The following is a 23,727-nucleotide window of genomic DNA, read 5'->3' as shown; positions in this document are numbered from 1 at the left end:
CTTATAGTCAAGCGAAGGAGTACGATCATGCCGGATATATATGAAAAATACTTAACTGCCGGGGAATTTGCCAAAGTGTGCCGAGTGCCCAAGCATGTACTGTTTCATTACGATGAAATAGGCTTGTTCTCACCCATCTTGATTAAAGAAAACGGCTATCGTTATTACTCCTACCGTCAATACGATACTTTTGCGGTTATTATGGTACTGAAGAAGCTCGGCATGCCGCTCAAAGAGATCAAGATCTATCTGGATCAACGATCACCTGAACTGCTGCTTGAGCTGTTAGCACAGAAATCCATCGAGGTCGAACGTGAAATTGCCAATCTGCAGAGCATTCAGGAATTCATACATGCGATTAAATCGACAACACGCCGAGCGCTCGAGGTTCCGTTAGATATTATAGAAGTGCGATATTTTCCGAAGGAATATGCCCTTAGAAGTGATCTAATCGAGTACGAGAGTTCCAAAGGCTTTGTGACCTTTATGGAGAACTATATTTCTTTCTGTAGTCAGAACAACATCACGGCAATGGATTATGTGGGAGCCATTCTCTCCGTCGATCACATTCGGAATGGAATATGTAATCAGCTCACGTACCTGTATACCAAAATGAATAAGCACGCCTCCACTGAGACCGAGATTGTACGTAAAGAAGGCTTGTATCTAGTCGGCTATCATCATGGAAGCTATGAGACGACTAATCTGACTTATCAACGCATGCTGCAATATGCGGACGATCATCGATTGAAGCTGGGGAGTTTTGCATATGAGGAATATATGATATCGGATATTTCTTCTAAGCGAGAGTCGGAGTATGTAACGATGATTCTATTTGAACTGGCTGATTAGAGGGAAAGGTGATAAGTAATGAATATTGAAATTAAAGCGGTAACCGAAGAAAACATGGATGAGATCTTGGCTCTGCACGTCGATTCAACCCAAGAATCCTTTATAGAATCGACTAGTCAGTGTCTGAAAGATGCAGAGGAGTGCCATTATTATCAACCAGCAGGCTTATATCGAGATGGGGAGCTCGTTGGATTTGCGATGTATGGCTTATTTCCCGATGAAGGAACGAGCGGGAGGGTGTGGCTGGATCGATACTTAATCGATGAGCGCTTTCAAGGGCAAGGGCTTGGCCGTGCCATGTTAGAAGCGTTGATCGAACATCTTGTCGATTTATATCATTGCCCTAGAATTTATTTAAGTCTGTATGAGGATAACCAGCATGCATTGCGTTTATACCAGAAGTTTGGATTTCACTTTAACGGTGAGTTGGATTTCAATGGAGAGAAGGTCATGGTAAAGGAGTTATAATGTGATTACTAGAAATAGGAGCGATCTACATGATACGTATTAATGAAAGAAACGAATGGTTGGCCGATCAATTAGTTCATGATAATAGTGATATGATGTTTGCAGGAGTGGTGGTTGGTCATAATCCAGGGGAAGTGTGGGTAGACAACAACTCGAATCCGTCATCCGCAATAGTTTGGTCTAGTGGATTGGAAAGCTTCAATTTCATGGGGGATGCTAACAACACTAATTTCAATCAATCCATCGAAATGTTCATCGATTATGAAATTATTCCTTTCTTGAAAAGTAAAGAGTTAAACTATTTTGAGTTCTCGGTAGATTCGGAGGACTGGTATCCTGCCATACAACAAGTCTTCGGCAGCAGAAAGATCGATGAAAGCTTTCAGTATGTCTATAAATCGAATATGAATACCAGTGAAGTTCTCTGCACAGATAACCTAGAACCATATCGGGCTGTGGAGATTGATGAAGCATTATTTCTTAAACTGAATAAGGGTGAAATGAAAAATGCAGACTTTTTGATCAATTACGTTGAACAATATTGGGGTACTATCAATGATTATTTGGGAAAAGGCTACGGTTACGCTGCACTCACTAAACAAAATGAAATTGTAAGTATAGCCGTTTCCTCGTTTAAGTTTCATTCTACACACGCCATTGGTGTGGAAACACTTGAACATTACCAAAGACAAGGATTGTCTAGTTCACTTGTGAAATTACTATTGCAAAAATTCAATGAAAATCATATTGCTGCTTGGTGGGATTGCATGGAGAGCAATATGGCTTCTCAAAAAACAGCCGAGAAGGCAGGTTTATATAAAGCACTCCGTTACAAAATCAATTGGTTCTACTTTTAAAGCTCTGTTAAATGTAATTGTTGATTTCCATACGCCAAGCCCATAACTGATCTAGCAAGATGAATCGGCATGAATCGGCGGCAAAATGTTGTACGGAATACAACAATACTTACAATAATCCAGGATAATAGGAGTATTGTTGTACGTTATACAACAATATTCTCTCAACCCCCTCATTTCATAGTTATTTGCTAGACATTGTTGTATTCTGTACAACAATACTATGGAGTTAGACCATTAACAGCTCATTAAGTTGTACTTTATACAACATAGCCCTCTCGCCAATGAGAGGTTTATTTATTCAGAAGCGGGAACAGGGTGCTTCTAGATAGTTAGGGGTGATCTGATGACAGAGCCAAACGGGGGCATTCATTCGGCAGTGCCTTTTACATATGATCAAGCATTGTTTCCATTGGATCGCGTTGCCTACACAGGGGCAGGAAGCGTGATCTATCCGCCCGGAGGCGTATTCGGACCTCGTATTCAGAAGGATATACAACTGGTTCTGCTGGATTCGGGTCATATGGAAGTCAATATCGCGGGGCAAACCCGGAGTGTGAAACCCGGGCATGCTACGCTGCTGATGCCGGGCAACGAGGAATATTTCGTATTTTCCCGAACACAGGAAACATGGCATCGCTGGATATCGGTTCATTTCAGCTTCTTAGAGCACGAGGAGGAACGAATTCTTTCGGATCTGCCTTTCAGTGTTCCCATCAGCAGCCATCTAAACCGGATCACGGAAATGATTCTATCCATGAAAATGGAGTTTCCAGAGGACAGCCGTATGATGACCAGCCTAGGCCACCTCGCTTTGCAAATCTATTATGCCAGCGTCACCTCGACAGCAGCGAAACCGCCTGATCATGCTTCAGTCATTCTCGTCAAGCAGCTGATTCAGGAACGCTTTGGCGACGAGCTGACTCTAAATGATCTAGCCGCGCATGCAGGTGTTACCGCTGAACATCTAATTCGGTTATTCCGTAAAAGTGAGGGGACCACCCCAATCCGCTACTTGTGGAATTACCGCTGCATTCGGGCAGTTGAGCTGCTTAAGCAGTCGGGGCTTTCTATTTCCGAGATCACCTATAGATGCGGATTCAAATCGACATTTCATTTTGCCAAAAGCATCAAAAGACAGGTTGGCCTCACACCGACGGAAATTCGGCAATCCTCATGGCTTGGCGGGGGCTGAACAGTTTAGGCCGCGATATCAATCACAGACACATTCCTGCAAATCTCAGCCATTGTTCCTAAGGCATGATCCAAGTATTCTTGGGGTGTAATAGAAAACCATGCAGAGGAGAATGGTGATGATCAAGACATATTCCTTGCCGAGCACCCCTTTATCACAGGAGCAGATTGATTTTTTTAGAGAGAACGGATATCTGTTGTGGAAAAAAGGAATGGGCAGCGACTTGATCGATGCCTTTAACAGTCACATTTACGATATTCGTAATGAGGACCCGATGCCGGAATGGGCTGCTTGCCAGGAATCCAAGAAGTTTTCGCTGCGGCTGTTTAATCCTCATAAGCATGACAGCTTCTCGCGGCAGGTGATGAAGCATGCTTTGGTCAGAGGGGCACTAGCCCAATTGATGGGAAAGGAAGCCGTTTGCGTACAGAGTATGTATTTTTATAAGGAACCGGGATCACCGGGTCAAGCCTCCCACCAAGACTATTACTATATCAAGAACGATCCGATGACCATGATCGCCGCATGGACGGCAATGGAGGACATCATCGACGAAGAAAACGGCTGTCTGTGGGTGATGCCCGGAACGCATAAGCTGGGACTGCTGCCTCACGGCGCCGTTAAAAATGTGGAAGAGCACGAGCACTGGACCGAGGAAACCGAAGGTATAGATACGAGCCGTCAAATTCCTGTGATCATGGAAAAGGGAGACATCCTGTTCTTCAGTGAACTGTTGATTCACTCCTCTAACAAGAATCGCAGCAAGGACCGTTGGCGCCGATCCTATGTCTGCCACTATATCCGTGAGGATTCGAATGTTCTCCACAGGGAAGATCTTCGTCAGAAGTATTGGTTGTACTAATTTTCGAAAATAACGAATTGAGGAAGTGACTTCATTTGTCAGGACAAGAATATCATGTATCGCTGACAGGAAACGACGGATGGGAAGGCTCACTTACATCTCCATTCAGAACGATTTCTGAAGCAGCATCCAAGGCGCAGCCTGGGGATGTCATCACCGTGCATGAAGGTACCTATCGAGAGAGAGTCAATCCGCAGCGCGGCGGAGAATCGGATACCAACAGAATTGTGTATCAAGCCGCAGCCGGCGAAAGGGTCGAGATCAAGGGCTCCGAAATCATCAAGGATTGGGAACAAGTGCAAGGAGATGTGTGGAAGGCGACCATACCTAACTCGTTTTTTCAGGGTTTTAATCCATTCGATGACCTTATTCAAGGGGATTGGTTTGACCCTAAGGGGCGGGATCACCATACTGGAGCGGTGTACTTAAACGGAGAGTGGCTGATAGAAGCGGCCGAATTACATGATGTCCTCCATAATGAGGGGAATACTCAGCTATGGTTTGCACGTGTTGACGAACAGAACACGACGATATGGGCGAACTTTGGCAGCTCGAACCCGAATGTGGAAATGGTCGAGGTTAATGCTAGACAATCCGTGTTCTATCCGGAGCAGCCAGGCATCAACTATATTACCGTCAGAGGCTTTATGATGCGTCATGCGGCAACGCCTTGGGCTCCGCCGACCGCCGAACAGATTGCTTTGATCGGCACCCATTGGAGCAAAGGGTGGATTATTGAAAACAATGTCATTAGCCATTCGAGATGCACGGGGATTTCCCTCGGCAAATACGGCGACGAGTGGGATAATGTGGCGTCAACCGCCGATGCTTACAACAAAACCATTGAACGTGCATTAGAAAATGGTTGGAATCGCGAGCAAGTCGGCCATCATATCGTCAGAGGTAATACTATTTCCCACTGCGAAATGGCCGGCATTGTCGGCAGCTTGGGGGCTTGCTTTAGCGTCATAACAGAAAATGTGGTTCACGATATTCACGTGCAGCGTTTCTTTTCTGGAGCTGAGATGGCCGGCATCAAGTTTCACGGTGCCATTGATACGCTGGTTAGTAAAAACCATATCTTCCGAACGGTAGTGGGGCTTTGGTTTGACTGGATGACCCAGGGAACACGTGTATCTAGGAACTTGTTGCATGACAACGTCACTAACGATTTATTCGTTGAAGTGAATCACGGTCCGTTTATGGTAGATCATAATCTGTTTCTCTCGGCGAATTCTGCAGATATGGTGTTCAACGTTTCACAAGGAGGCGCCTACGTTCATAATTTGTTTATGGGTGCAGTTTGTGCTCTTCCCGAATTAACTCGTTCCACGCCGTATCATCGCGCACATTCCACTGATCTTGCAGGGCTTCATGCGATTGAAGGCGGAGATGACCGCCTGTATAACAATCTATTTGTTGATCATGAGAACCAGATCGGATTAAGCAAGTATGATACAGCGGCTTATCCGGTATTCATGGATGGCAACGTGTTTCTTAATGGGGCAAAACCTTCGATACACGAAGCGGCACCGCTCATAGCGGAACAGTGTGATCCTGACATACAGCTTGTTATCGAAGAAGATGCTGCTTATCTTCACTTGACTTGCGATATGGATTGGAAAAACCAAAGGAGCCGCAAGCTTGTGACGACATCGCTTCTTGATCAATCCCGGATATCGGGGTTGCCTTATGAAGATACGGACGGCAAGCCGTTTAGGATGAACACCGATTATTTCGGACATGTCAGAGATGAGAATAATCCTTACCCAGGTCCTTTTGAAATGACCGGAGATGGTCGGCAGGTAATTAAGGTTTGGCCTAATACATAAAGGACAAGATATTAGCTTTTCTTGGTCATACATGGCACCCCTTATAGAGTTCATTGGTCATTAACACTAGATGTGTGTAACCAATGTCTACTATAAGGGGTGTATTTCATCTCCTATTGGAGAGATCTAGGGCTGCTTCAAAAAGAGATGGGTAACGTGATTTCTACGACTGTGCCTTTGCTGAGTTCACTTGTGATATGTATTTTGCCATGGTGGTCTTTGATAACTTTGTTGCTGACGAGCAAGCCGAGTCCTGTCCCTTTCTCCTTTGTCGTGTAAAAAGGTTCTCCCAGTCTAGGAAGCAGTTCATGTGGAATGCCGCAACCGTTATCTGAAATGCGAATCAGGACTTGGTTATCACTTAGAAGTTTGGTTTGAATTCGGATCTCGCCATTCGCTGAGATGGCATCTAGGGAGTTTTTCATAATGTTGATAAATACTTGTTTTAATTGATTTTCTTCACAGATGATAGTAACAGGGGAGTCAACAAAGCTGGTATGAATCATAATATTTTTGAAGTTAGCTTCAGATTCGAGAAACTTGATGATATGTTCTATGATCTTGTGCAGAGGTACCGGTTTGACATCCAGATTCTGCGGCCTCGCCAAGACAAGCAGCTCACTCACGATAAAGTTGATTCGCTCCAGCTCAGTCAGCATAATGTCACCAATACCGGAATTTGGCGGGAACGAAGGTCGCAAATACTGAATAAAGCCCTTCAGCGAGGTAAGCGGGTTTCTTATTTCGTGCGCAATACTTGCAGCCAGTTCACCAATGACCGTAAGCTTTTCCGCTCGCAGGAGAAGCTCTTCGTTGTGTTTCTTCTCCGTGATATCGCGCGAAACGTTGAAGAAGTAGAGGCATTCGCCATCCGCATTGAAAAAGGGAACTCCTCTTGACTCTAGGTGAATCCAATCTCCATTCTGAAGCCTGTATCGATATTCGCAGACAACAGGAGCTTGGGTTTGAAGCATATATGTAAAGCGTTCACAGACGAGAGGAGCATCGTCAGGATGGATATCTTGAAAGGAAATTCGATCCCTGCCCAGCTTGTTCATATGCGAAGGTGAACTGTAAGATACATTGCCCTGCCTATCAATAACAGAAATGAAGTCCACTGTATTTTCAGCAATGAACCTGTATTGTTCCTCGCTATTTCGCAATGCTTCCTCAGATCGTTTTCGTTCCGTGATATTCCGTGAAACAACTAGGCAGCTTTCGAACTCGCCGTCCTCAGATAAGATCGGTACACACCGCGACTCCATATACACCCAAGATCCATTTTTATGCCTTAATCGGACCACGATTTGAACAATTTGTTTATGGGTAGAGAGGGATTGATGCAGATCCAATACTATTGTTACATCATCAGGGTGAATATATTCGAAATTATTCGCCTGAAGATATTCAGACTGGGTATATCCCAAGTGAAGCTCTATAGAAGGTGACACGAATAATCGTTTCATGTCCACACCATATGTGCTTAAGACATCGTTCGTATTCTCTATCAGTATCCGGTATTTAGCCTCGCTTCTAAGCAATGCTTCCTCAGCCTTTTTCCGGTCCGTGATATCTCTGGAGATAACCGAAGTGCCAACGATAGTACCTTCTCCATTCCGTATGGGAGAGGCAGTTAGGGATACATGAACCTTCGTCCCATCCTTTCGTTGACGTACGGTCTCGTACTGCGAGATCTTCTTTTCAGAGGATCTTATCGGATGCAATATCTCATCCGTCTCATGTATTAAATGTTCTGGCACCAGGCAGTAAGGGTCGGTGACCACTTCTTCATATGTCCAGCCATACATATTTTCGAATGCACGATTTACGAAAAGAATATTCCCCTGCATGTCCCTGATCGAAATAGCGTCATTGGTGGATTCAACAAGAGACTGAAGCATTTCTTCCAGATAGATCGGTTCTTTAAGAGGATTAGTGTTAAGCGTCTCTTTATCCATTGGGGTATATCCTCCTCAAATAAGGATTATGATGAGAAATAGCAAAAGGAAGTCCTCTTCTTGTCGAATTATGTCACCACAACCAATTCACAGAAAAGAAGTCTTCCCGTATGAGCTATTTTACATTAGATTTGGTTTAAGCTCTAGTCCCAAATAAACAAACAAACGCTTGGACTTTGATAAGCCCAAGCGTTTGTATTTAGAGTGAATGGAGGAAGCTGAAATCTTGATATCTTATTGTGCTTTTACGTATTCAGCCGATTTTGCACCAGCTTGGCGACCGAAGACAATGATATCACCAACGGAGTTACCGCCGATCCGGTTTTGACCGTGCAAGCCGCCTGTAACTTCGCCTGCTGCAAACAGTCCCGGAATTGCTTTGCCGTCTTTAGTTAGAACTTCAGTATTCGGGTTGATCTTCACGCCACCCATAGTATAGTGAATCCCTGGTGCGATTTTGATTGCATAGTATGGTGCGCCGGACAAGTCGTTGTCCATACCTGTTTTTCTGCCGAATTCGGCATCATTTTTATTCTTCACCGCGCCGTTCCATGTATCTACAGTAGTTTTAAGCTGATCTGCTGGAACCTTCATTTCTTTAGCTAAAGCTTCGAGCGTTTCCCCTTGAAGGACAAAGCCCATTTTTTCATATTGCTCGATCGCTTTGACACGGGATTTTACGCCGGAATCAAATACGAGGTAAGCCGATTTTTCAGGAAGTTTATTGATTGCTGCTGTGACATTGTCACGAGTATCAAGCTCGTTCGTGAAACGTTTGCCTTCACTGGAAACAAGGATTCCTCCTTCACCGCGAACAGCTTCTCCGATGAGATAGGATTTGTCTTGCTGCACTGTTGGGTGAACTTGGATTTGATCCATATCGACCGTTGCACCGCCGAGTTTTTCGACCATCTTAATGCCATCACCTGTGCTGCCTTCTTGGTTGGTTGTTACTAATCCTTTGAGATCAGGTCTAACTTCAGTAATCATGTCCATACTAGCGCCGAAACCGCCGGTTGCCACAACGACAGCATTGGATTCGATAGTTTTCTCATCTTTCTGGTTGAAGATGACTTTAACGCCATTGACTTTGCCATCTTTTTCTGTAATCTCTTTTACGTTCGCATTTACAAACAGTGGGATTTGTTGTGCTTGAACATTTTTCACTAAGCCGCTAACCAGGTATTGTCCTACTGCTGATCCGTCTTCAGGACGGTGTGTGCGCTTTTCGCTCATACCACCAGTAATCGTGAGATTGTTCAATGTAATTCCCTTGGAATCCAGCCAATCGATTGCACTTGCTGAATTGTCAACGAAGTAACGAAGCAATTCTTTGTCGTTAGTACCGTGGCCGCCTTTTAAAGTCTCTTCATAGAATGCATCATTACTGTCTTGAATGCCTTGCTCTTTTTGGAACTTGGTTTCAGAAGCATTCATACCTGAAGATGATTTTGATGTATTACCGCCGGCAACCGGCATTTTTTCGAAAATAACCGGGTTCATGCCCTTTTCTTTTGCCTCGAGTGCAGCTGTCATACCGGCACCGCCAGCACCGATAATGATGACATCATATTTATTTTGTAGTTGATCGATAGGTGTATAGCTGATTTTTGATGCTCCTGAAACTGCTTCTGGATCTTTGGCCTCTTCTTTTTTCGCATTGTCCTGATTCTGGCCTTGGTTGCTCTGGCTGCCGCATCCAGCGAACACGAGCATGAAAGAGAGAACTAGAATAAGCGTTGATGCAACTTTCTTTTTCATGTTTAACCCCTCAACTTTACGATTTTTTCGTGATGTACATAAAGAGCCAACCGACATCTTTAGGTGCATTTTATTGTGAAGTATCATCGGCTCCTTACTTAGTGAATTGTATCACAAAACGACAGAAAGCGACAGACAAAAATCGACAAAATATCAGATTAAATTAGAAATGTCAAAAAATAAGCTTGTAATACGTATGATTTCCATGAGGAACTGAATTATGTGAAGGTAAAATTATGAAGAAGGAGAGAAGGAGGCGCAATATTATTTTCGACCTTTGCACATTTAGGTAACGTTTAAATGATTGTTCCCTTCTTAGGCATAAAAATGCACCCCAGTATGTTCATTAGTTCATACATTAGGGGTGCTTATTCAATGTCTACTATAAGGGATGCACTTTAGCGGTTCTTAATCGTTTTCCTAACAATGTTAATCCTCGTCAGCCCATCGGTTAATCTTTCTACCAATTTTCTCAGCTCTATCTATCACACCACTCCAAAAGCCCCAAACATACCCGATTAAACTTCCCGCAGCAATTGGTGCAAATTGTATAGCCGTACCTGTCTCAATATCAAACTTTAAAAGAATGTAGAATAGAGATCCCCAACCGATAATAATAATCCAGAACGCCAAGGCATGGTGATCAAAAGAGATGAAACAAAAGATTAGAAATGCAATTACCGCGAACACCAAAGATAAGGTAGAGATATCCTCCATATGAACCCTCCATCAGGTAGCATCATGTTGTCATAATCCTTTACGAATATAATCGGTTTGAAATAATTCTGTCAATAAAAAACAGCAATAAATAATCATGAATATAATTATTTTTTACATTGAAAAAATGAACGCAATTCATATACTAAAGGTATCTTAGACGAGGGAGAGATGCAGTATGAAAAGTCTATTCGAATATCTTCAAGAGGGAATAAAACAGAACTGAACTGCGGAAGTTACATTTATATGATGACTAATTAATGTGCTTCCGTGGTTCTCATCACATGGAGGTATGACGAATTGAGTAAAAATAACTGGGAATCCTTTTTTGATGCACACGCTCCTCAATACATGAATAATGGTTTTACCAAGAACACGATCTCGGAAGTTAACTTTGTGATTGAGGAACTCATGCTTGCTGAAGGAAGCAGCATCCTCGATATAGGGTGCGGCACAGGAAGACACTCTATCGAACTGGCGAAGCGTGGATATCAAGTCACAGGTGTCGATATTTCATCAGGTATGCTTATAGAAGCCAATAACATGGCCACAGAAGCGAACGTGAATGTCGAATGGGTTCATTGTGATGCAGTGAAATACACCCCAACCAAGACATTTGATACGGTAATCTGCCTTTGCGAAGGGGCATTTGGTTTAGTGGGTAGGGATGAAGAGCCAATCGAACATGATATGGCGATTCTCAACAATATCTCTGATGCATTGAAGCCAAAGGGACGATTCATACTTACAACCTTGAATGCCTACTCGAAAATTCGCAGCCTTACGCAAGAGGATGTGGAATCCGGCAGGTTCAATCCTGTAACCATGGTGGAGCATTATGTGGATGAATGGGACTTGCCTGAGGGGAAGAAGCAGGTCGAGGTCAAGGAACGCAGATATTTCCCGTTTGAACTGAAGCAAATGTTTTCTAAGGCAGGACTGAAGGTTGAGAACATCTGGGGCGGCACGGCAGGAAACTGGAAGCGTGAAAATATTAGCTTAGATGAAATTGAAGTTATGGTTGTGGCTGTGAAAGAATAAGTTAGAAGGGATTGCTCTTATAGGGCAATCCCTTTACTATTTTTTCGAAAATAATATATTGTTATAAAATCCTCATTTAAAAGTTCTGCCTATTGCCAAGATATATTTCAATCGTTCCGTATAATTCGGAGCATAAAATGTATATTTACTTTTAAATATCGCATCTGCTTTTAACGCAGGACGATTTCTTTTATTAACTTGATCTGTAGTATCTATATCCAGTTCCATTTGCAATCCATGGTCATACATAAAGATCACATGCATATCTTCCTTACCTTGTTCAATCTTTTGCCTACTCATGTTCATAGATGTTAATGTTAGTTCTCCTTCTTGTAACTTACCTTGTTCAGTTACAATCTGTAAGTCATAATACGATGGAACCAAAGCATCCAGACTTGAGATTTCAGGTGTTTTGTCGTATTCATTCATATATTTCATCATATCCGACTCCATAAGTGATTTACTCTGGATGTTTACAATACCCGTCATGGGATCTCGAGTTGCAGGTAGATTAAAATGATCTATTAAAACGCGTACTGGAATAAACATAGATTGTTCATAAATAACAGGAACGGTATCCATTAATTCTGGAGTACCATCAACTTCTATCATTTTTGAATCTGCGGTAATAGATAATGTACTTCCATTCATTTCGATTAACGCTTGTTTGTCCTTTGATGAATATGAGACTTGTGCCCCCAGCATTTCGCTAACAGCTCGTAGAGGTATCATTAAACGATAGTTATTGTCAATATACGGTGGTTTGGGATATGTGTATAGAACATGATATTCATTGATTTGAAGTAAGGCAGGTACATCGTTCAACGATACTGTTTCCTTGTTTGATGCGTACGCAACATTAGCTGAACACAAGACAAGAGATGCAATGATTATCATTTTGAAAGCCTTAGATAACTTCAACAACAATCACCTCCATAATATATGACTATTATTATAGAGTGTTTTTCATGTTTTTCCAATAAACTCCAAAAACCAGCTGGAAACTGTCACTTCAAGCTGCGCCGTTTACCGTAAATGGAGTTACTTATGTTGTTTGAATCGAGATAGCGGATCGTTAAAATCCCCTTTGCAGGAACATTGTTTCTTGTAAGGGGGATTTCAATTGGATGACTACATATATGGCCGAACGTCTTTTACTCTGATCGAGGAATACTTCCTTGTAAAAATATCCAATGCAGGGGCTTCAAATTTTAGTAAAACATAAGGCTCGCGTCCATACATTTGTTCATCAGGGAAGTTGTCCGCATAATTTATAACAATTACGTAGCATAACTGCAAAGTATGACGGTCAACCCCGTGGTCGAAGTGAAGGAGATCAGCAAATGTGAAAACTGCGATGCAGTCATTAAGTTAACTGACTTGCATAGACAAGCTGGATGTAGTGATGAACGTAAAGAGATTATTACCAAGCGAGTCAATTTCATAATTCAGATCCCTTGATTTAGCTAGATTTTTTGAACATAAAAAAAGGAGTACCTCCCCAAATCTCGAATTAATAGGCGACTAAACCAAACTCGAGAAAAGGAAACGGAGGTAATCCCAAGCTATACATTTGACAACGAACTCAGAGATTAAGGGGAGTTGAGTGAGGGGCAAGGAATATAGGTGAAAATGTTGTATGAAGTACAACATTTTCACCTATATTCCTCAGAAACGATTGAAATGTTGTACATCATACAACAATTTAGTCGTGATAGGACTTCTCATACGTCTTTTTAGAGATATTGTTGTATCCTGTACAACAATTCTACTGAGCTATGTCGCTAACCGTTCATATTGTTGTATAAAATGCAACATAGAACGTCTCATCGCAGCGAACCCAGAGATCAAGGGGGAGTAGAGCAAGGGTTTGGGTAGGAAATGTTGTATTCTGTACAACATTTCTGCTGGGCTATGTCGTTTATCGTTTAATGTTTGTTTTTAACGTGTGATAAAGCAATTATGAAATTGACTCAATCGTAAAAACAAAGATAGCCAGTTCAAATGAACCGGCTATCTAATCTACAAGAATGTCCTTACCCGATCAAGGACTTGATGTACTACATCCTGTGGAGTCTCGTCAATAATCTTAAGTTCTCTAGCTTTCCAGTCGAGATTTTTTATTTGATCGCTTAGTATTACACCTTGGACCTTCAGACCTTCAGGCAGCTCAACTTCAAAGGGGTATCCCTTTTGCTGAGATGTTATAGGGCATATTACGGCGAATCCGGTTACTTCATTGAAACGTTCTGGTGATAATACTAATCCTGGTCTTCGTCCAGCTTGTTCATGACCGGATTGAGGATTGAAATTAAGAGTGACTAGATCACCCCTCTTGGGAATCACCATATTTCTCTCCCCTCAGAAGTTCCAAAATCAATTTCTTGATGTTTGTTCTCTGATGTTACCTTATCCAACAGTTCATCAAGAGTTACCTTCTTCGGTTGTATGATCAAGTCCTCTCCGTTAATAAACATTTCCACTTCAGATCCATCACTTATCTTCAACTGTTCAGCAAATGACATAGGAATACGAATGCCTAAACTGTTGCCCCATTTCTGTATCTTCATCATTTTCACCTCACAATTAGTACTTCAATAATATTATATCATAAAACGACGATGTATATACAATGTATAAACAATTCAATGCCATGTTCCATTTCCTTTACTAATCCGATCATGAGGTACCTATTCATGTTTCTGGATTTTTCCATTCCTCATCAAGAACAAATTTGCCATTTTCATCTCTGATAAACGCCGTGCCCGGAGGTGCATCAAGATATGGAATGATATCCGAATCATAATTACAGATTGTATTAACTTGGTACACAGCACTGTTTTCCGAATTGTCCATATAATCCTGGTCTTCGTCGCCAGCCATAAACCTCCAACCACTATCAGGATTTCCGTTTTGGTAAGGTTCTTCTCTGTACATAAATCCAACTTTACAGCCATCAACTGTAATTCTATCTGTTGCAATGCATCCTTCTTCTGAATCTATAAGTTGTTTTATATCGTCCGCTGAGAGTGCGAATTTCCTACCTTTATGGTTAGGCGATTCGAATGAATCCAAATGATCACTTCTGTGATTTGCGCAAAACATTTCAGCTATTTGTTGGACTCGTTCTAAAGAAACTCCATTTCTCAACTCTACAGCTAATGGATGGTCCGTCGGTTCAAGTTCAATATATGGTCTAATTCCATCGGCTCTATGATAAACTTTCGCTTTTAAGTTAACTGTATCAGGATAACAAGGTAATGCAGAAGAGAACCATCCAAGCATTGGCTCTAACACTTCTGGATTGTTCCAGTTTTCCTTTACTTTCTTAAAATTAGTTTCACTTAAAGAGACCCAAACACCCCAAATCAATTCCTCATTGGTACCGATAATGGGGATTTCAACACATCCTCGAATAAAGAAGTGTTCATTTTCCATAACACACAAATCTGGGGTTAGTTCAAAGTTTTTTTCGCGTTCCTCTGGCGTTGCCATTTCGTAATAGACCGGAGATGGACATCCATAACTTATTGGAAGTTCATGGTGATATTCGCCGCAGCAACTACAAGTATATCCATTGATATTGTTCATTCAGCACCTCCAAAACTCCATACAAGTTTGCTTCTATTTCCAGAACCGAGTGTCACCCGAGGACTTGGCAACTGAAGGTTTTAGTTATTTGCGTTTGTTCTAAAACGAGCAGGCGGTGGGAGATTAAAGCGTTTAAAGACTTGATACATATAGTAGTGGCTGGAAAAACCGCAAGCATCGGCAATAGCTTGAGTGCTAAGATCAGAATGATTCAGCAAGTGCTTAGCTTGAGAGACTTTGTAAAGTAAAAGTTGTTCATTAAAGGTACAGCCCATATATTTTTTCATGATCCGATTAATCTGCTTGGGACTGAGGAAGATCAGCTTCGACAGATCATCGATCGAAGGGGAAAGGTGATAGTTATTTTCGATAAATTTCATAATTCGGGATACACGGACATCGCTTTGCGGCTGAGGCAAATGGGTATGATCAAGTGTGGTGATCACCGAGCGAAATAAGCTTATCACTAACAGGAATAACAGCGGTTGAATCTGCAAGGAATATCCCGGAAGTTTAAGGGATGTTTCATTGATAATGGACTCAAATAACCCAATGGCGCCATAGTTGTCTTGAAAGGTGCGAGGGTAGGTAGTAGAGAGAATATTGATGAAAAATTCGGTATCTTCTGCTGAGTTAAAGTAGTTGGAATCTGGTGTATCAGCCAGGCTAATTTCACATTGTATACAGTATTCAACCATAGGATCTACAGGGTCGGACACTTGACGATGCGTCACATAAGGTCCCGTGATATAGAAGTCTCCTTCTTGAAAAGAGAGCGTCGAGCCCTCTATGGATACAAGGCCTTTCCCGGACTTAATCATATGAAATTCAAAGTAAGTGTGAAAGTGATCTTCTTTTTCCCAATGTGGTCCAGCATCTAATACAGCAGCATCTAGTACCTTGATCTGAAGCCCACTAAGGCTAATGGTGAAATTTTTAGCAGTCAGATAACTAATGATATTAGCCATAATAGACCCTCCCATGTCGTTATTTCACAATCCAATGTCCAGATGACTTAAAGATTCCCGTACCTAGATATTGTACACTATATTTTACGATACAGGATAAAGGATAGGAGGAACGAGCTATGCTGGAGAAATTGACCACTAGATTTAGAAATAGAAAGCTAACCTACCAAGAAGACCGTGTCATGACACAGATGAAGTATGCAACCCTTTTGTCAGCAAGAAAAGAGGGGGCATTTGATGATCTTATTATAGAAGTAGAGAAGGACTTAGTAGCAGCGTATGACGCACAAGGTGCTATTACCAATGAGCTAGTAAGTGAGATGGAGCGCAAGCTCATGCCGCTTCAACAAGAAGCCAAGCAGTTTGAGATGCTGTGTGTGGCTCATGCCCATATTGATATGAATTGGCAGTGGGGTTGGGATGAAACCGTAGGTGTTACTTTAGATACTTTTCGCACGATGCTGCAGATCATGAGGGAGTATGAAGATTTCAATTTTTCGCAGTCTCAAGCTTCGCTGTATAAGATTGTAGAGACTTATGATCCGGAAATGCTGGAAGAGATTAAGCAACGAGTGGCAGAAGGCAGATGGGAGATTACGGCTTCCACATGGGTTGAGGCAGATAAAAACATGCCAAATGGCGAGAGCCAAGCAAGACAATTGCTCTATACGAAAAAGTACTTATCTCAACTGTTTAATCAGCCATTAGATTCCTTCAATATCGACTTTGAACCCGATACATTTGGACATAGTATCCATACACCGGAGCTTCTCACCAAGGCTGGCGTGAAGTATTACTATCATTGCAGAGGGCGTAAAGAAGGACCATCACTTTATCGATGGAAAAGTCCTTCAGGAGCTGAGATCATCGTCAACTGGGAACCTCAATTCTATAATTCGTTTATTCATTCAGACATGTGTCTCTATGTACCCGAAATGGCAGAACGAACCCATATGCCTTATGTATTAAAAGTCTATGGAGTGGGAGACCATGGGGGCGGACCAACAAGAAGAGACATTGAACGAATCATCGATGTTTCCACGTGGCCGATCTATCCGAAAGTGAGATTCTCTACCTATCGCGAGTATTTTGCAATCGTTGAACAGTATAAAGAGCAGCTGCCGATTGAATATCAAGAGCAGAATTTCATCTGTGATGGATGCTATAGTTCTCAGAGCCGGATTAAGAAGGGCAATAAAGCTTCTGAAAATGGGTTGTACGAAGCAGAGCTATTTAGTACATGGGCGGCCATGACACAAGGGGCGCGTTATCCGAAGCAAAGCTTTGAACAAGCTTGGAGAGATGTGTTATTCAATCAGTTCCATGATATCTTGACAGGATCAGGGGTAGACGCCACTAGAGATTATGCTCTAGGCCTGTATCAAGAGGTATCGGCAACAGTAAACACCACTAAGAAAATAGCCCTTCAAAAGATAACTCAGCAGATTCATACGGCTGATCTTGTCGTCAGTGAGGGTGATGATGAGCAGTGCTTGGCTTATGGCGCAGGTGCAGGGTCTGAACAGTATGAAAATGGTACAGGAAAAACCCGAATCTATCATGTGTTCAATCCAACGATGCAGGCCCGCCAAGAAGTGATTGAATTGATGATCTGGGAATGGCAGTATGACCACGAGCGTATGCAGTTTACCAATGAAAAAGGTGAAGTCGTAACACATCAGGTATTGGAAAAAGACTTCAATCACTATTGGGGACACAATTATTTAAAAGTAGCATTAGAAGTGGACGCTCCCGCGTGCGGTTATGCTACCTACGTGTTAACGGAACGAGCGATTGAACAGGTCAAGATCAGTTACTGGCATGAAAAGCGCACCCAGAATGAACCGTGCTATACGTTGGAAAATGAGAACCTTAAAGTTGTGTTTAATAGCTTAGACGGATCGATTGACTCGATGATTGATAAAGCAACTGGGAAAGAAATGATAGATCCTTCGAGAAAATCAGGAATATTCAGATTAGTGGATGAAGCAGACCATAAGGAGATTACAGATGAAGGTACCGGAATGTCTTCATGGTTTGTTGGACGCTACAAAAATATCCAATGGATTCATCAAGATCTAGAGATCACAAGTGCTGCAGGTGCATTGAGAAGCCACATTGCATATGAGTTCGGGTTTAGAAATTCAAAGCTTAAAGTGATTGTTTCGTTAGATAAAGGCAGCAGTCACTTAGACTTTAAAGTAGAGTGTGATTGGCAAGAGATTGGGCGTCTTGGCAAAGGCGTACCGCAACTGCAATTCTTTATGCCGCTTTATGATTCATGTGCGATGTATCATTATGATGTTCCATTTGGCAGGGTTACGCGTCAAGCGCTAGGCATTGATCTTCCGGGGAACAACTATATCTATGGAGAAGGTCAGGACGGCTCAGCAGGTGTAATGCTTATGTCCAAGGTAGGCTATGGATTCAGAGGAGTAGATAATAGTCTTACCCTTACCTTGCTCAGAGGCTCTTACGATCCAGACCCATGTCCAGAGTATGGAATCAATCATCTGGAATTCGGATTAGGTGTTATGCCATCTAGCCAACCTAAAGCGCTGAATGACTATGTTCAAACTTATAACCACTCCATGACCGTTGTAACCGGGTTAAGACAACAAGGTAAGCTTAATCCGAGAGATACCTTTGCAGCATTTGAGTCTCAGACGTCAGTCGTTTCTTGTGTAAAAGGTGCAGAAGAAGGAGACAGAAGCTTCATCGTGCGTGTTAACGAGATGGAAGGGAAGATGGACACCATCACCTTGACCTGCCCGGAACCAATCAAGCATGCCTATTGGACCGATATTAATGAACAAAAGGCAGCGTGCGAAGATGAGCTAATGGTAGAAGGTACAACACTCAAGATCGTCATCCAGCCTTATCAGATAGGCACAGTTAAGATAGTGCTTGAATAGACGAAAAAAGACACCCCTTATAGTTATTCATCGGTTATTAACACCAGTGGTGTTTATCCAATGTCTACTGTAAGGGGTGCACTACATTTAAATTGACTCTTTTATACAACAATATAAACGATAAACGACATAGCCCAGCAGAAATGTTGTACAGAATACAACATTTCCTACCCAAACCCTTGCTCCTTGCTCTACTCCCCCTTGATCTCTGGGTTCGCTGCGATGAGACGTTCTATGTTGCATTTTATACAACAATATGAACGGTTAGCGACATAGATCAGTAGAATTGTTGTACAGGATACAACAATATCTCGAAAAAGACGTATGAGAAGTCCTATCACGACTAAATTGTTGTATGGTGTACAACATTTCAGTCGTTTCTGAGGAATATAGGTGAAAATGTTGTACTTCATACAACATTTCTACCCAACTCCTCGCCCCTCACTCTACTACCCCTTAATCTCTGAATTATGAAATTGACTCCTATTTGCAGGTATTGGTTCTGTTCGGATCTAGCACGAGCACGTCATCTTCCAACTCTGATAATTTATCAAGTAGTGCATCCATGCCATGCTCTAACTTATAATCCATCTCCTCTTTATACAAAGGAATCAAGAAATAGGTATGAATCTTATTGCCGTCCTTAGTTGGAATCTCGCTGATCTCCTCTTTTAACTGATAGAGAACAACCCCATTCAAGCCAGTTCCGTCGGCATAAGGTTCATATTCCTGGTAATTGGGGATCGTATGTCCATATCCCAGCCAAGTATTATACATATGAGGAAAACGAGCCATCTGCTTCATCAATCGGATCGGCCAGTAATTGTTTTCATCCTTTAAGGACTCTTCTGAAAGTTTCCAGGATGCTGGAAGAAACATCATCACTTCCGCTCGGTCGATGTTCTCATCGAGCTGAGCTACTATCTCATCCGGAATCGTCATAGGCAAGTCACTCATACCATTGGTATACAACACATAGAATGGCTCCTCTTCTGTAGGCTCCATCATATTTACATCAATATGTACGATATCGGATATTAGTTCATGAAATACACTGCTTGTTCTTCCGGGAAATGCATTTTCGAAATGGGATACGATTTCTTCCACGTATTCCATGGAAGCTGGCGGCTCGTAATCAGCTCTTTCTTCACTTTCTTCGTATTTGTAAATTGTAGTGCCGTCATTCGACTTTTCTCCGTCGTTCTTACCACCGAATATCTTTTTAAGAAAACCCATCTAGTTCCTCTCCTTTTTATCAGTAAATGACAAATATTGATAATCATAGTCTACCATATGTTGCATTAGAAGTATTGGACAAAGAGGTGAATTCTGAGTATAAACTAGAGGACTGTCTCTTCCCATGGAGAATATGTAGACATAGCTGACCGCAACCGCTAGATAGGAAGGAGTCAGGCATGCATACCTATAGTTTTCTGGAAAAGTTATTATTTCCGCCTACTAGGATCCATGAGCAGAAGCTCAGGAGGCAGCTAGAGGGCAAGACAATTCTCATCACAGGAGCTAGCTCGGGGATTGGAGAACAGCTGGCATTTCGGCTGGCGGATCTGAATACGCATCTGATATTAGTGGCTCGAACAGAGGATAAGCTGATCGCGATGAAGCATGAGATTGAGCAGCATGCTGCTCGAGTCAGTATCGTACGAGCGGATCTTAGACATCAAGACGAGATGGACAAGGTAATCGCCTTTATTCAACAGCTGCCTGACGGCTTGGATTATATCGTAAGCAATGCGGGCATTTCGATCAGACGCTCCATCCATGATTCCTTGGACCGATATCACGACTTTACGCGGACGATGGCGATTAATTATTTGGCGCCTGTACAATTACTGCTCGCAGCTATTCCTATTCTTGAACAAAATCAAGGACATATCATCAACATATCTACCGTTAACGTTCTGTTATTGCCCATTCCTTACTGGGCGGCTTATCAGGCCTCGAAGTCCGCATTTGACAACTGGTTTCGGTCCACGGCACCAGAGTTGAACGCGATGGGGATCTCCACCACTTCGATCTATCTTCCCTTAGTTAAGACGCCTATGATCCTGCCGACAGCAGCTTATCAAGACCTTCCGGCAATGAGCTCGCGGCACGTCGCCAACATCATCTGCAAGTCCATGTACACGCGGAGTCGGACGTATAAGCCGTGGTGGATCATCTTTGGACAGTGGGCTTCGATCCTATGTAGAGGGATATGGGAGGTATGGACTCTGGCACGTTTGCGAAAAAGGAGGAAACAGCGATAAATTTCATACACTTGGTGTACGTGGGCTGCAAGATCAGATTGCTGACTCCTGTCGGACTCGTGCGATTCATCGCCGCGATATGGACATACGGCATCAATATCATGGCTCTGCTAGGATTCGCAGCCAAGACCTATGGCAATCAAACAGCGATCGTGGATGAGCATGAGATGTTAAGTTATAGAGAATTACTGACGCAATCGGATAAGCTGGCCTTTCTCCTGCAGCAGCAATACCATCTTCGCAGCGGTCATAAGGTCGGAGTGATATGCAGAAATCATGCGTGTTTGGTGAAATCCATATTCGCGGTATCGCGGCTCGGAGCGGATGTCTACTTGTTGAATGCGGAGATGAGCAAGGGTCAATTGGAAAGTCTGTTGCATGAGCATGATCTTCAGCTCATCATCTATGATCGTGACTTACATTCGTTGATCGAGCAGTCCCATTATACGATGAATAAGATACTTAGCTATGATGATCATTTACCAGCCATAAGCAGCCTGCTGACCACGAATCTGAATGATATTCCGAAGCTGAAGCGGACCTCCCGGAGCAAGCTGATTCTATTGACGGGAGGGACTACGGGAAAGTCCAAATCAGCCGCGCATCAACCATCGATGTTCAATTATGTAAACCCGTTTATTGCGCTCATCACCAGATTGAAGCTTTTTCACTATCGTACGGCTTATATTGCGACGCCTATTTATCACGGCTACGGTGTGGGAGTATGCTTGTTATTTATCGCTATGGGTCAGAAAATAGTCATTCAGAACAGGTTCGATGCACAAAAAGCATGCGAGCTCATTCGGGGGCATCAAGTCGAGATCATAACGGTAGTCCCGTCGATGATTCATAAATTGCTGAGGCAGGACACGAGTCAATTGACCTCTCTGGCCTGCATCGCTTCTGGAAGCGCGGAGCTGAGTCCGAAGCTTGTAGAGGAGACGCGCAGCAAGGTAGGAGATATCGTGTACAATCTGTACGGCACTTCGGAAGCGGGTCTGAATATGATCGCAACACCGCAGGACTTGTCCATCGCAGGAAATACAATCGGTAAGGCCATACATGGCGTTCAATTGAAGATCGTCGATGATCATCATCATGAGGTCGAGATCGGCAAGGTAGGTCAATTGCTCATTAAAAATAAATGGTCCAAAACCAATGGCCATGATGCATGGATCGCGACAGGCGATCTGGGTTATCGAGATCATAAGGGGTACTATTATTTATGCGGCAGGGTAGACGACATGGTCGTGTCTGGTGGTGTCAATGTGTATCCGATTGAAGTGGAGCAGATCCTCATCCAGCACCCGCAAGTAGAGGATGCAGCGATTATCGGAATACCTGATGAGCTGTTTGGGCAACGATTGAAGGCATTTGTACTTCTGAACATGAATTGCGGCGCGACACAAGAACAGCTTCTGGAGTGGCTGCGTCCTAGAGTTGCGAGATTCCAGATGCCGAAAGAAATCACCTTCGTTGAACAAATGCCCTATACGCCGGTGGGAAAGTTAGATAAGAAGCATCTGAAGAGCTTAGTGTGAATTGACTCCAAGTTGGAGTGGGGGGAACCCACTCCTCTTTATTTTACGAGCCATCATACGTTCCAACTGCTTAGGGGTGGTAGTCACTGCTGCTTTACAGCATTTAAACTCTGTTCGAACATGTCAATGATCGCCAGGAATCTCTCCGCTTCACGAAATACATGATCAGCCAACAAAGGGTGAATGATGCTTTTGATTCGGCAGGCTTCTATCAAGTCCTTCGCCGTCTTCTTGAAGTCGCGCAGTGACTTTACAGATACGCGATTCTGATCCAGGAACTGGTCCAGCAGTGGCATCGTTTGCGACTGCGGCCGCATGGAATCCAGATCTCTAGCCTGGAATAACAGCTGGTCAAAGTCATGGCTGAAGTTGCGCGCCTGCTCAACCAACTGCCGCTCGGAAGGGTCGAGCAGATGTCCGATGAATTTCGCATGATCGGCCATAATCCGCAGGAAGAACACATTTTCATCAATAATCGCATCTGGCAATGGCTCTAATCTCCCGCTGTTCAGCTCTTCCAAGCGGTTTCGGAAATAGTTTGCTTCTCTGCTTGTATGATCGATGAGTAAGGGGAAGTTATTCGCCCCCGGCATCTGGCAGCTGAGCACCAGGCCCAATACCTTCCGTTTGAACGCCCATATGTGTGATGCGGCATTATGTACTTCGACATTAAAGCGGCGAATCTGTTCCGGATCTGTTGCGACTGTGAACGCATGCGCTTGCCTCTCGATCCCTTCAAACAAAGCATAGAATTGATTGGCCTCATTAATTAACTGCGTGTCCTCGCACCGAAATCCTAATTTGAGAAATAGCGAATGCTCCTTCATAATGCGTGACCAAAAACGCACTTCATCCAATGAACGAGCGACGAACACATTTGACACCATGATCACCTCCATATA

Annotated in this window: 20 protein-coding genes and 1 pseudogene; 10 read left to right on the top strand and 11 right to left on the bottom strand. The window is 43.0% G+C overall.

All coding sequences use genetic code 11. From position 1 onward, the window contains the following. Positions 1-27 precede the first annotated feature (27 nt). The 6 genes from ACXX53_RS18070 to ACXX53_RS18045 all read left to right on the top strand — a co-directional run bounded on the left by ACXX53_RS18070 (position 28) and on the right by ACXX53_RS18045 (position 6,066). On the top strand, positions 28-852 hold the full coding sequence (locus ACXX53_RS18070) for a MerR family transcriptional regulator (RefSeq protein WP_458570081.1): 825 nt from the start codon (positions 28-30) through the stop codon (positions 850-852). 18 nt (positions 853-870) lie between these two features. Beyond that, positions 871-1,320 (top strand): GNAT family N-acetyltransferase, encoded by a 450-nt coding sequence (locus ACXX53_RS18065; RefSeq protein WP_458570080.1) that lies wholly within the window; start codon positions 871-873, stop codon positions 1,318-1,320. A 29-nt stretch (positions 1,321-1,349) separates the two neighbouring features. Then, positions 1,350-2,177 carry a GNAT family N-acetyltransferase gene (locus tag ACXX53_RS18060; RefSeq protein WP_458570079.1) on the top strand — a complete coding sequence of 276 codons (828 nt, stop codon included), beginning with the start codon at positions 1,350-1,352 and terminating at the stop codon, positions 2,175-2,177. Positions 2,178-2,523: 346 nt separating this feature from the next. After that, positions 2,524-3,372 carry a helix-turn-helix domain-containing protein gene (locus ACXX53_RS18055; protein ID WP_458570078.1) on the top strand — a complete coding sequence of 283 codons (849 nt, stop codon included), beginning with the start codon at positions 2,524-2,526 and terminating at the stop codon, positions 3,370-3,372. Between the two features lie 118 nt (positions 3,373-3,490). After that, positions 3,491-4,234, top strand: coding sequence for a phytanoyl-CoA dioxygenase family protein (locus ACXX53_RS18050; protein WP_458570077.1), 744 nt, complete (start codon positions 3,491-3,493; stop codon positions 4,232-4,234). Between the two features lie 35 nt (positions 4,235-4,269). Continuing rightward, the gene (locus tag ACXX53_RS18045) at positions 4,270-6,066 is read left to right on the top strand and encodes a right-handed parallel beta-helix repeat-containing protein (protein WP_458570076.1); all 1,797 of its coding nucleotides are present in this window, start codon (positions 4,270-4,272) and stop codon (positions 6,064-6,066) included. Positions 6,067-6,203: 137 nt separating this feature from the next. On the opposite strand, the gene ACXX53_RS18040 is transcribed toward ACXX53_RS18045, so the two are convergent. The 3 genes from ACXX53_RS18040 to ACXX53_RS18030 form a co-directional block, all read right to left on the bottom strand. Further along, the gene (locus ACXX53_RS18040) at positions 6,204-8,024 is read right to left on the bottom strand and encodes a PAS domain S-box protein (RefSeq protein WP_458570075.1); all 1,821 of its coding nucleotides are present in this window, start codon (positions 8,022-8,024) and stop codon (positions 6,204-6,206) included. A 234-nt stretch (positions 8,025-8,258) separates the two neighbouring features. Beyond that, entirely contained in the window at positions 8,259-9,785 is a 1,527-nt protein-coding gene (locus ACXX53_RS18035) for a flavocytochrome c (protein ID WP_458570074.1), read from the bottom strand. A 429-nt stretch (positions 9,786-10,214) separates the two neighbouring features. After that, entirely contained in the window at positions 10,215-10,502 is a 288-nt protein-coding gene (locus ACXX53_RS18030) for a hypothetical protein (protein WP_458570073.1), read from the bottom strand. Between the two features lie 270 nt (positions 10,503-10,772). Here ACXX53_RS18030 and ACXX53_RS18025 point away from each other — a divergent pair, with 270 nt between their 5' ends. Next, positions 10,773-11,543 carry a class I SAM-dependent methyltransferase gene (locus ACXX53_RS18025; protein WP_458570072.1) on the top strand — a complete coding sequence of 257 codons (771 nt, stop codon included), beginning with the start codon at positions 10,773-10,775 and terminating at the stop codon, positions 11,541-11,543. Positions 11,544-11,615: 72 nt separating this feature from the next. Here the strand turns inward: ACXX53_RS18025 and ACXX53_RS18020 are convergent, their stop codons facing one another. The 6 genes and pseudogenes from ACXX53_RS18020 to ACXX53_RS17995 all read right to left on the bottom strand — a co-directional run bounded on the left by ACXX53_RS18020 (position 11,616) and on the right by ACXX53_RS17995 (position 16,102). Next, entirely contained in the window at positions 11,616-12,464 is an 849-nt protein-coding gene (locus tag ACXX53_RS18020) for a copper amine oxidase N-terminal domain-containing protein (protein ID WP_458570071.1), read from the bottom strand. Between the two features lie 1,101 nt (positions 12,465-13,565). After that, a complete protein-coding gene (locus ACXX53_RS18015; protein ID WP_458570070.1) occupies positions 13,566-13,892 on the bottom strand; it encodes a type II toxin-antitoxin system PemK/MazF family toxin in 327 nt (108 codons plus the stop codon). Continuing rightward, complete coding sequence (locus ACXX53_RS18010) at positions 13,886-14,116, bottom strand: AbrB/MazE/SpoVT family DNA-binding domain-containing protein (RefSeq protein WP_458570069.1); 231 nt, start codon at positions 14,114-14,116, stop codon at positions 13,886-13,888. Before ACXX53_RS18010 ends, ACXX53_RS18015 begins: the two co-directional genes overlap by 7 nt. Positions 14,117-14,237: 121 nt before the next feature. After that, positions 14,238-14,648: a DUF2185 domain-containing protein gene (locus ACXX53_RS18005; RefSeq protein ID WP_458570187.1), complete on the bottom strand. Its 411-nt coding sequence runs from the start codon at positions 14,646-14,648 to the stop codon at positions 14,238-14,240. Continuing rightward, positions 14,646-15,134, bottom strand: a pseudogene (locus ACXX53_RS18000) (DUF2199 domain-containing protein); the annotation flags it as partial. The gene ACXX53_RS18005 and the pseudogene ACXX53_RS18000, both read right to left, overlap by 3 nt. Positions 15,135-15,214: 80 nt before the next feature. Further along, complete coding sequence (locus tag ACXX53_RS17995; protein WP_458570068.1) at positions 15,215-16,102, bottom strand: helix-turn-helix domain-containing protein; 888 nt, start codon at positions 16,100-16,102, stop codon at positions 15,215-15,217. A 119-nt stretch (positions 16,103-16,221) separates the two neighbouring features. On the opposite strand from ACXX53_RS17995, the gene ACXX53_RS17990 reads away from it, so the two are divergent. Next, on the top strand, positions 16,222-19,017 hold the full coding sequence (locus ACXX53_RS17990) for a glycoside hydrolase family 38 N-terminal domain-containing protein (RefSeq protein ID WP_458570067.1): 2,796 nt from the start codon (positions 16,222-16,224) through the stop codon (positions 19,015-19,017). A 483-nt stretch (positions 19,018-19,500) separates the two neighbouring features. On the opposite strand, the gene ACXX53_RS17985 is transcribed toward ACXX53_RS17990, so the two are convergent. Beyond that, positions 19,501-20,253: a suppressor of fused domain protein gene (locus ACXX53_RS17985; RefSeq protein ID WP_458570066.1), complete on the bottom strand. Its 753-nt coding sequence runs from the start codon at positions 20,251-20,253 to the stop codon at positions 19,501-19,503. 179 nt (positions 20,254-20,432) lie between these two features. Between ACXX53_RS17985 and ACXX53_RS17980 the strand changes: the two genes are divergently transcribed. Together ACXX53_RS17980 and ACXX53_RS17975 are read left to right on the top strand one after the other, a co-directional pair. Next, positions 20,433-21,284, top strand: a complete 852-nt coding sequence (locus tag ACXX53_RS17980; protein ID WP_458570065.1) for an SDR family NAD(P)-dependent oxidoreductase — start codon at positions 20,433-20,435, stop codon at positions 21,282-21,284. Further along, positions 21,233-22,825, top strand: coding sequence for an AMP-binding protein (locus ACXX53_RS17975; RefSeq protein ID WP_458570064.1), 1,593 nt, complete (start codon positions 21,233-21,235; stop codon positions 22,823-22,825). The genes ACXX53_RS17980 and ACXX53_RS17975 overlap by 52 nt, the downstream gene beginning before the upstream one ends. Positions 22,826-22,908: 83 nt before the next feature. Here ACXX53_RS17975 and ACXX53_RS17970 read toward each other — a convergent pair whose 3' ends face one another. Next, a complete protein-coding gene (locus tag ACXX53_RS17970) occupies positions 22,909-23,712 on the bottom strand; it encodes a DUF2935 domain-containing protein (protein WP_458570063.1) in 804 nt (267 codons plus the stop codon). Positions 23,713-23,727: the final 15 nt, after the last annotated feature.

The organism is Paenibacillus marinisediminis, from assembly GCF_054343325.1.
This window is presented reverse-complemented; position numbering and strand designations above follow the sequence as displayed.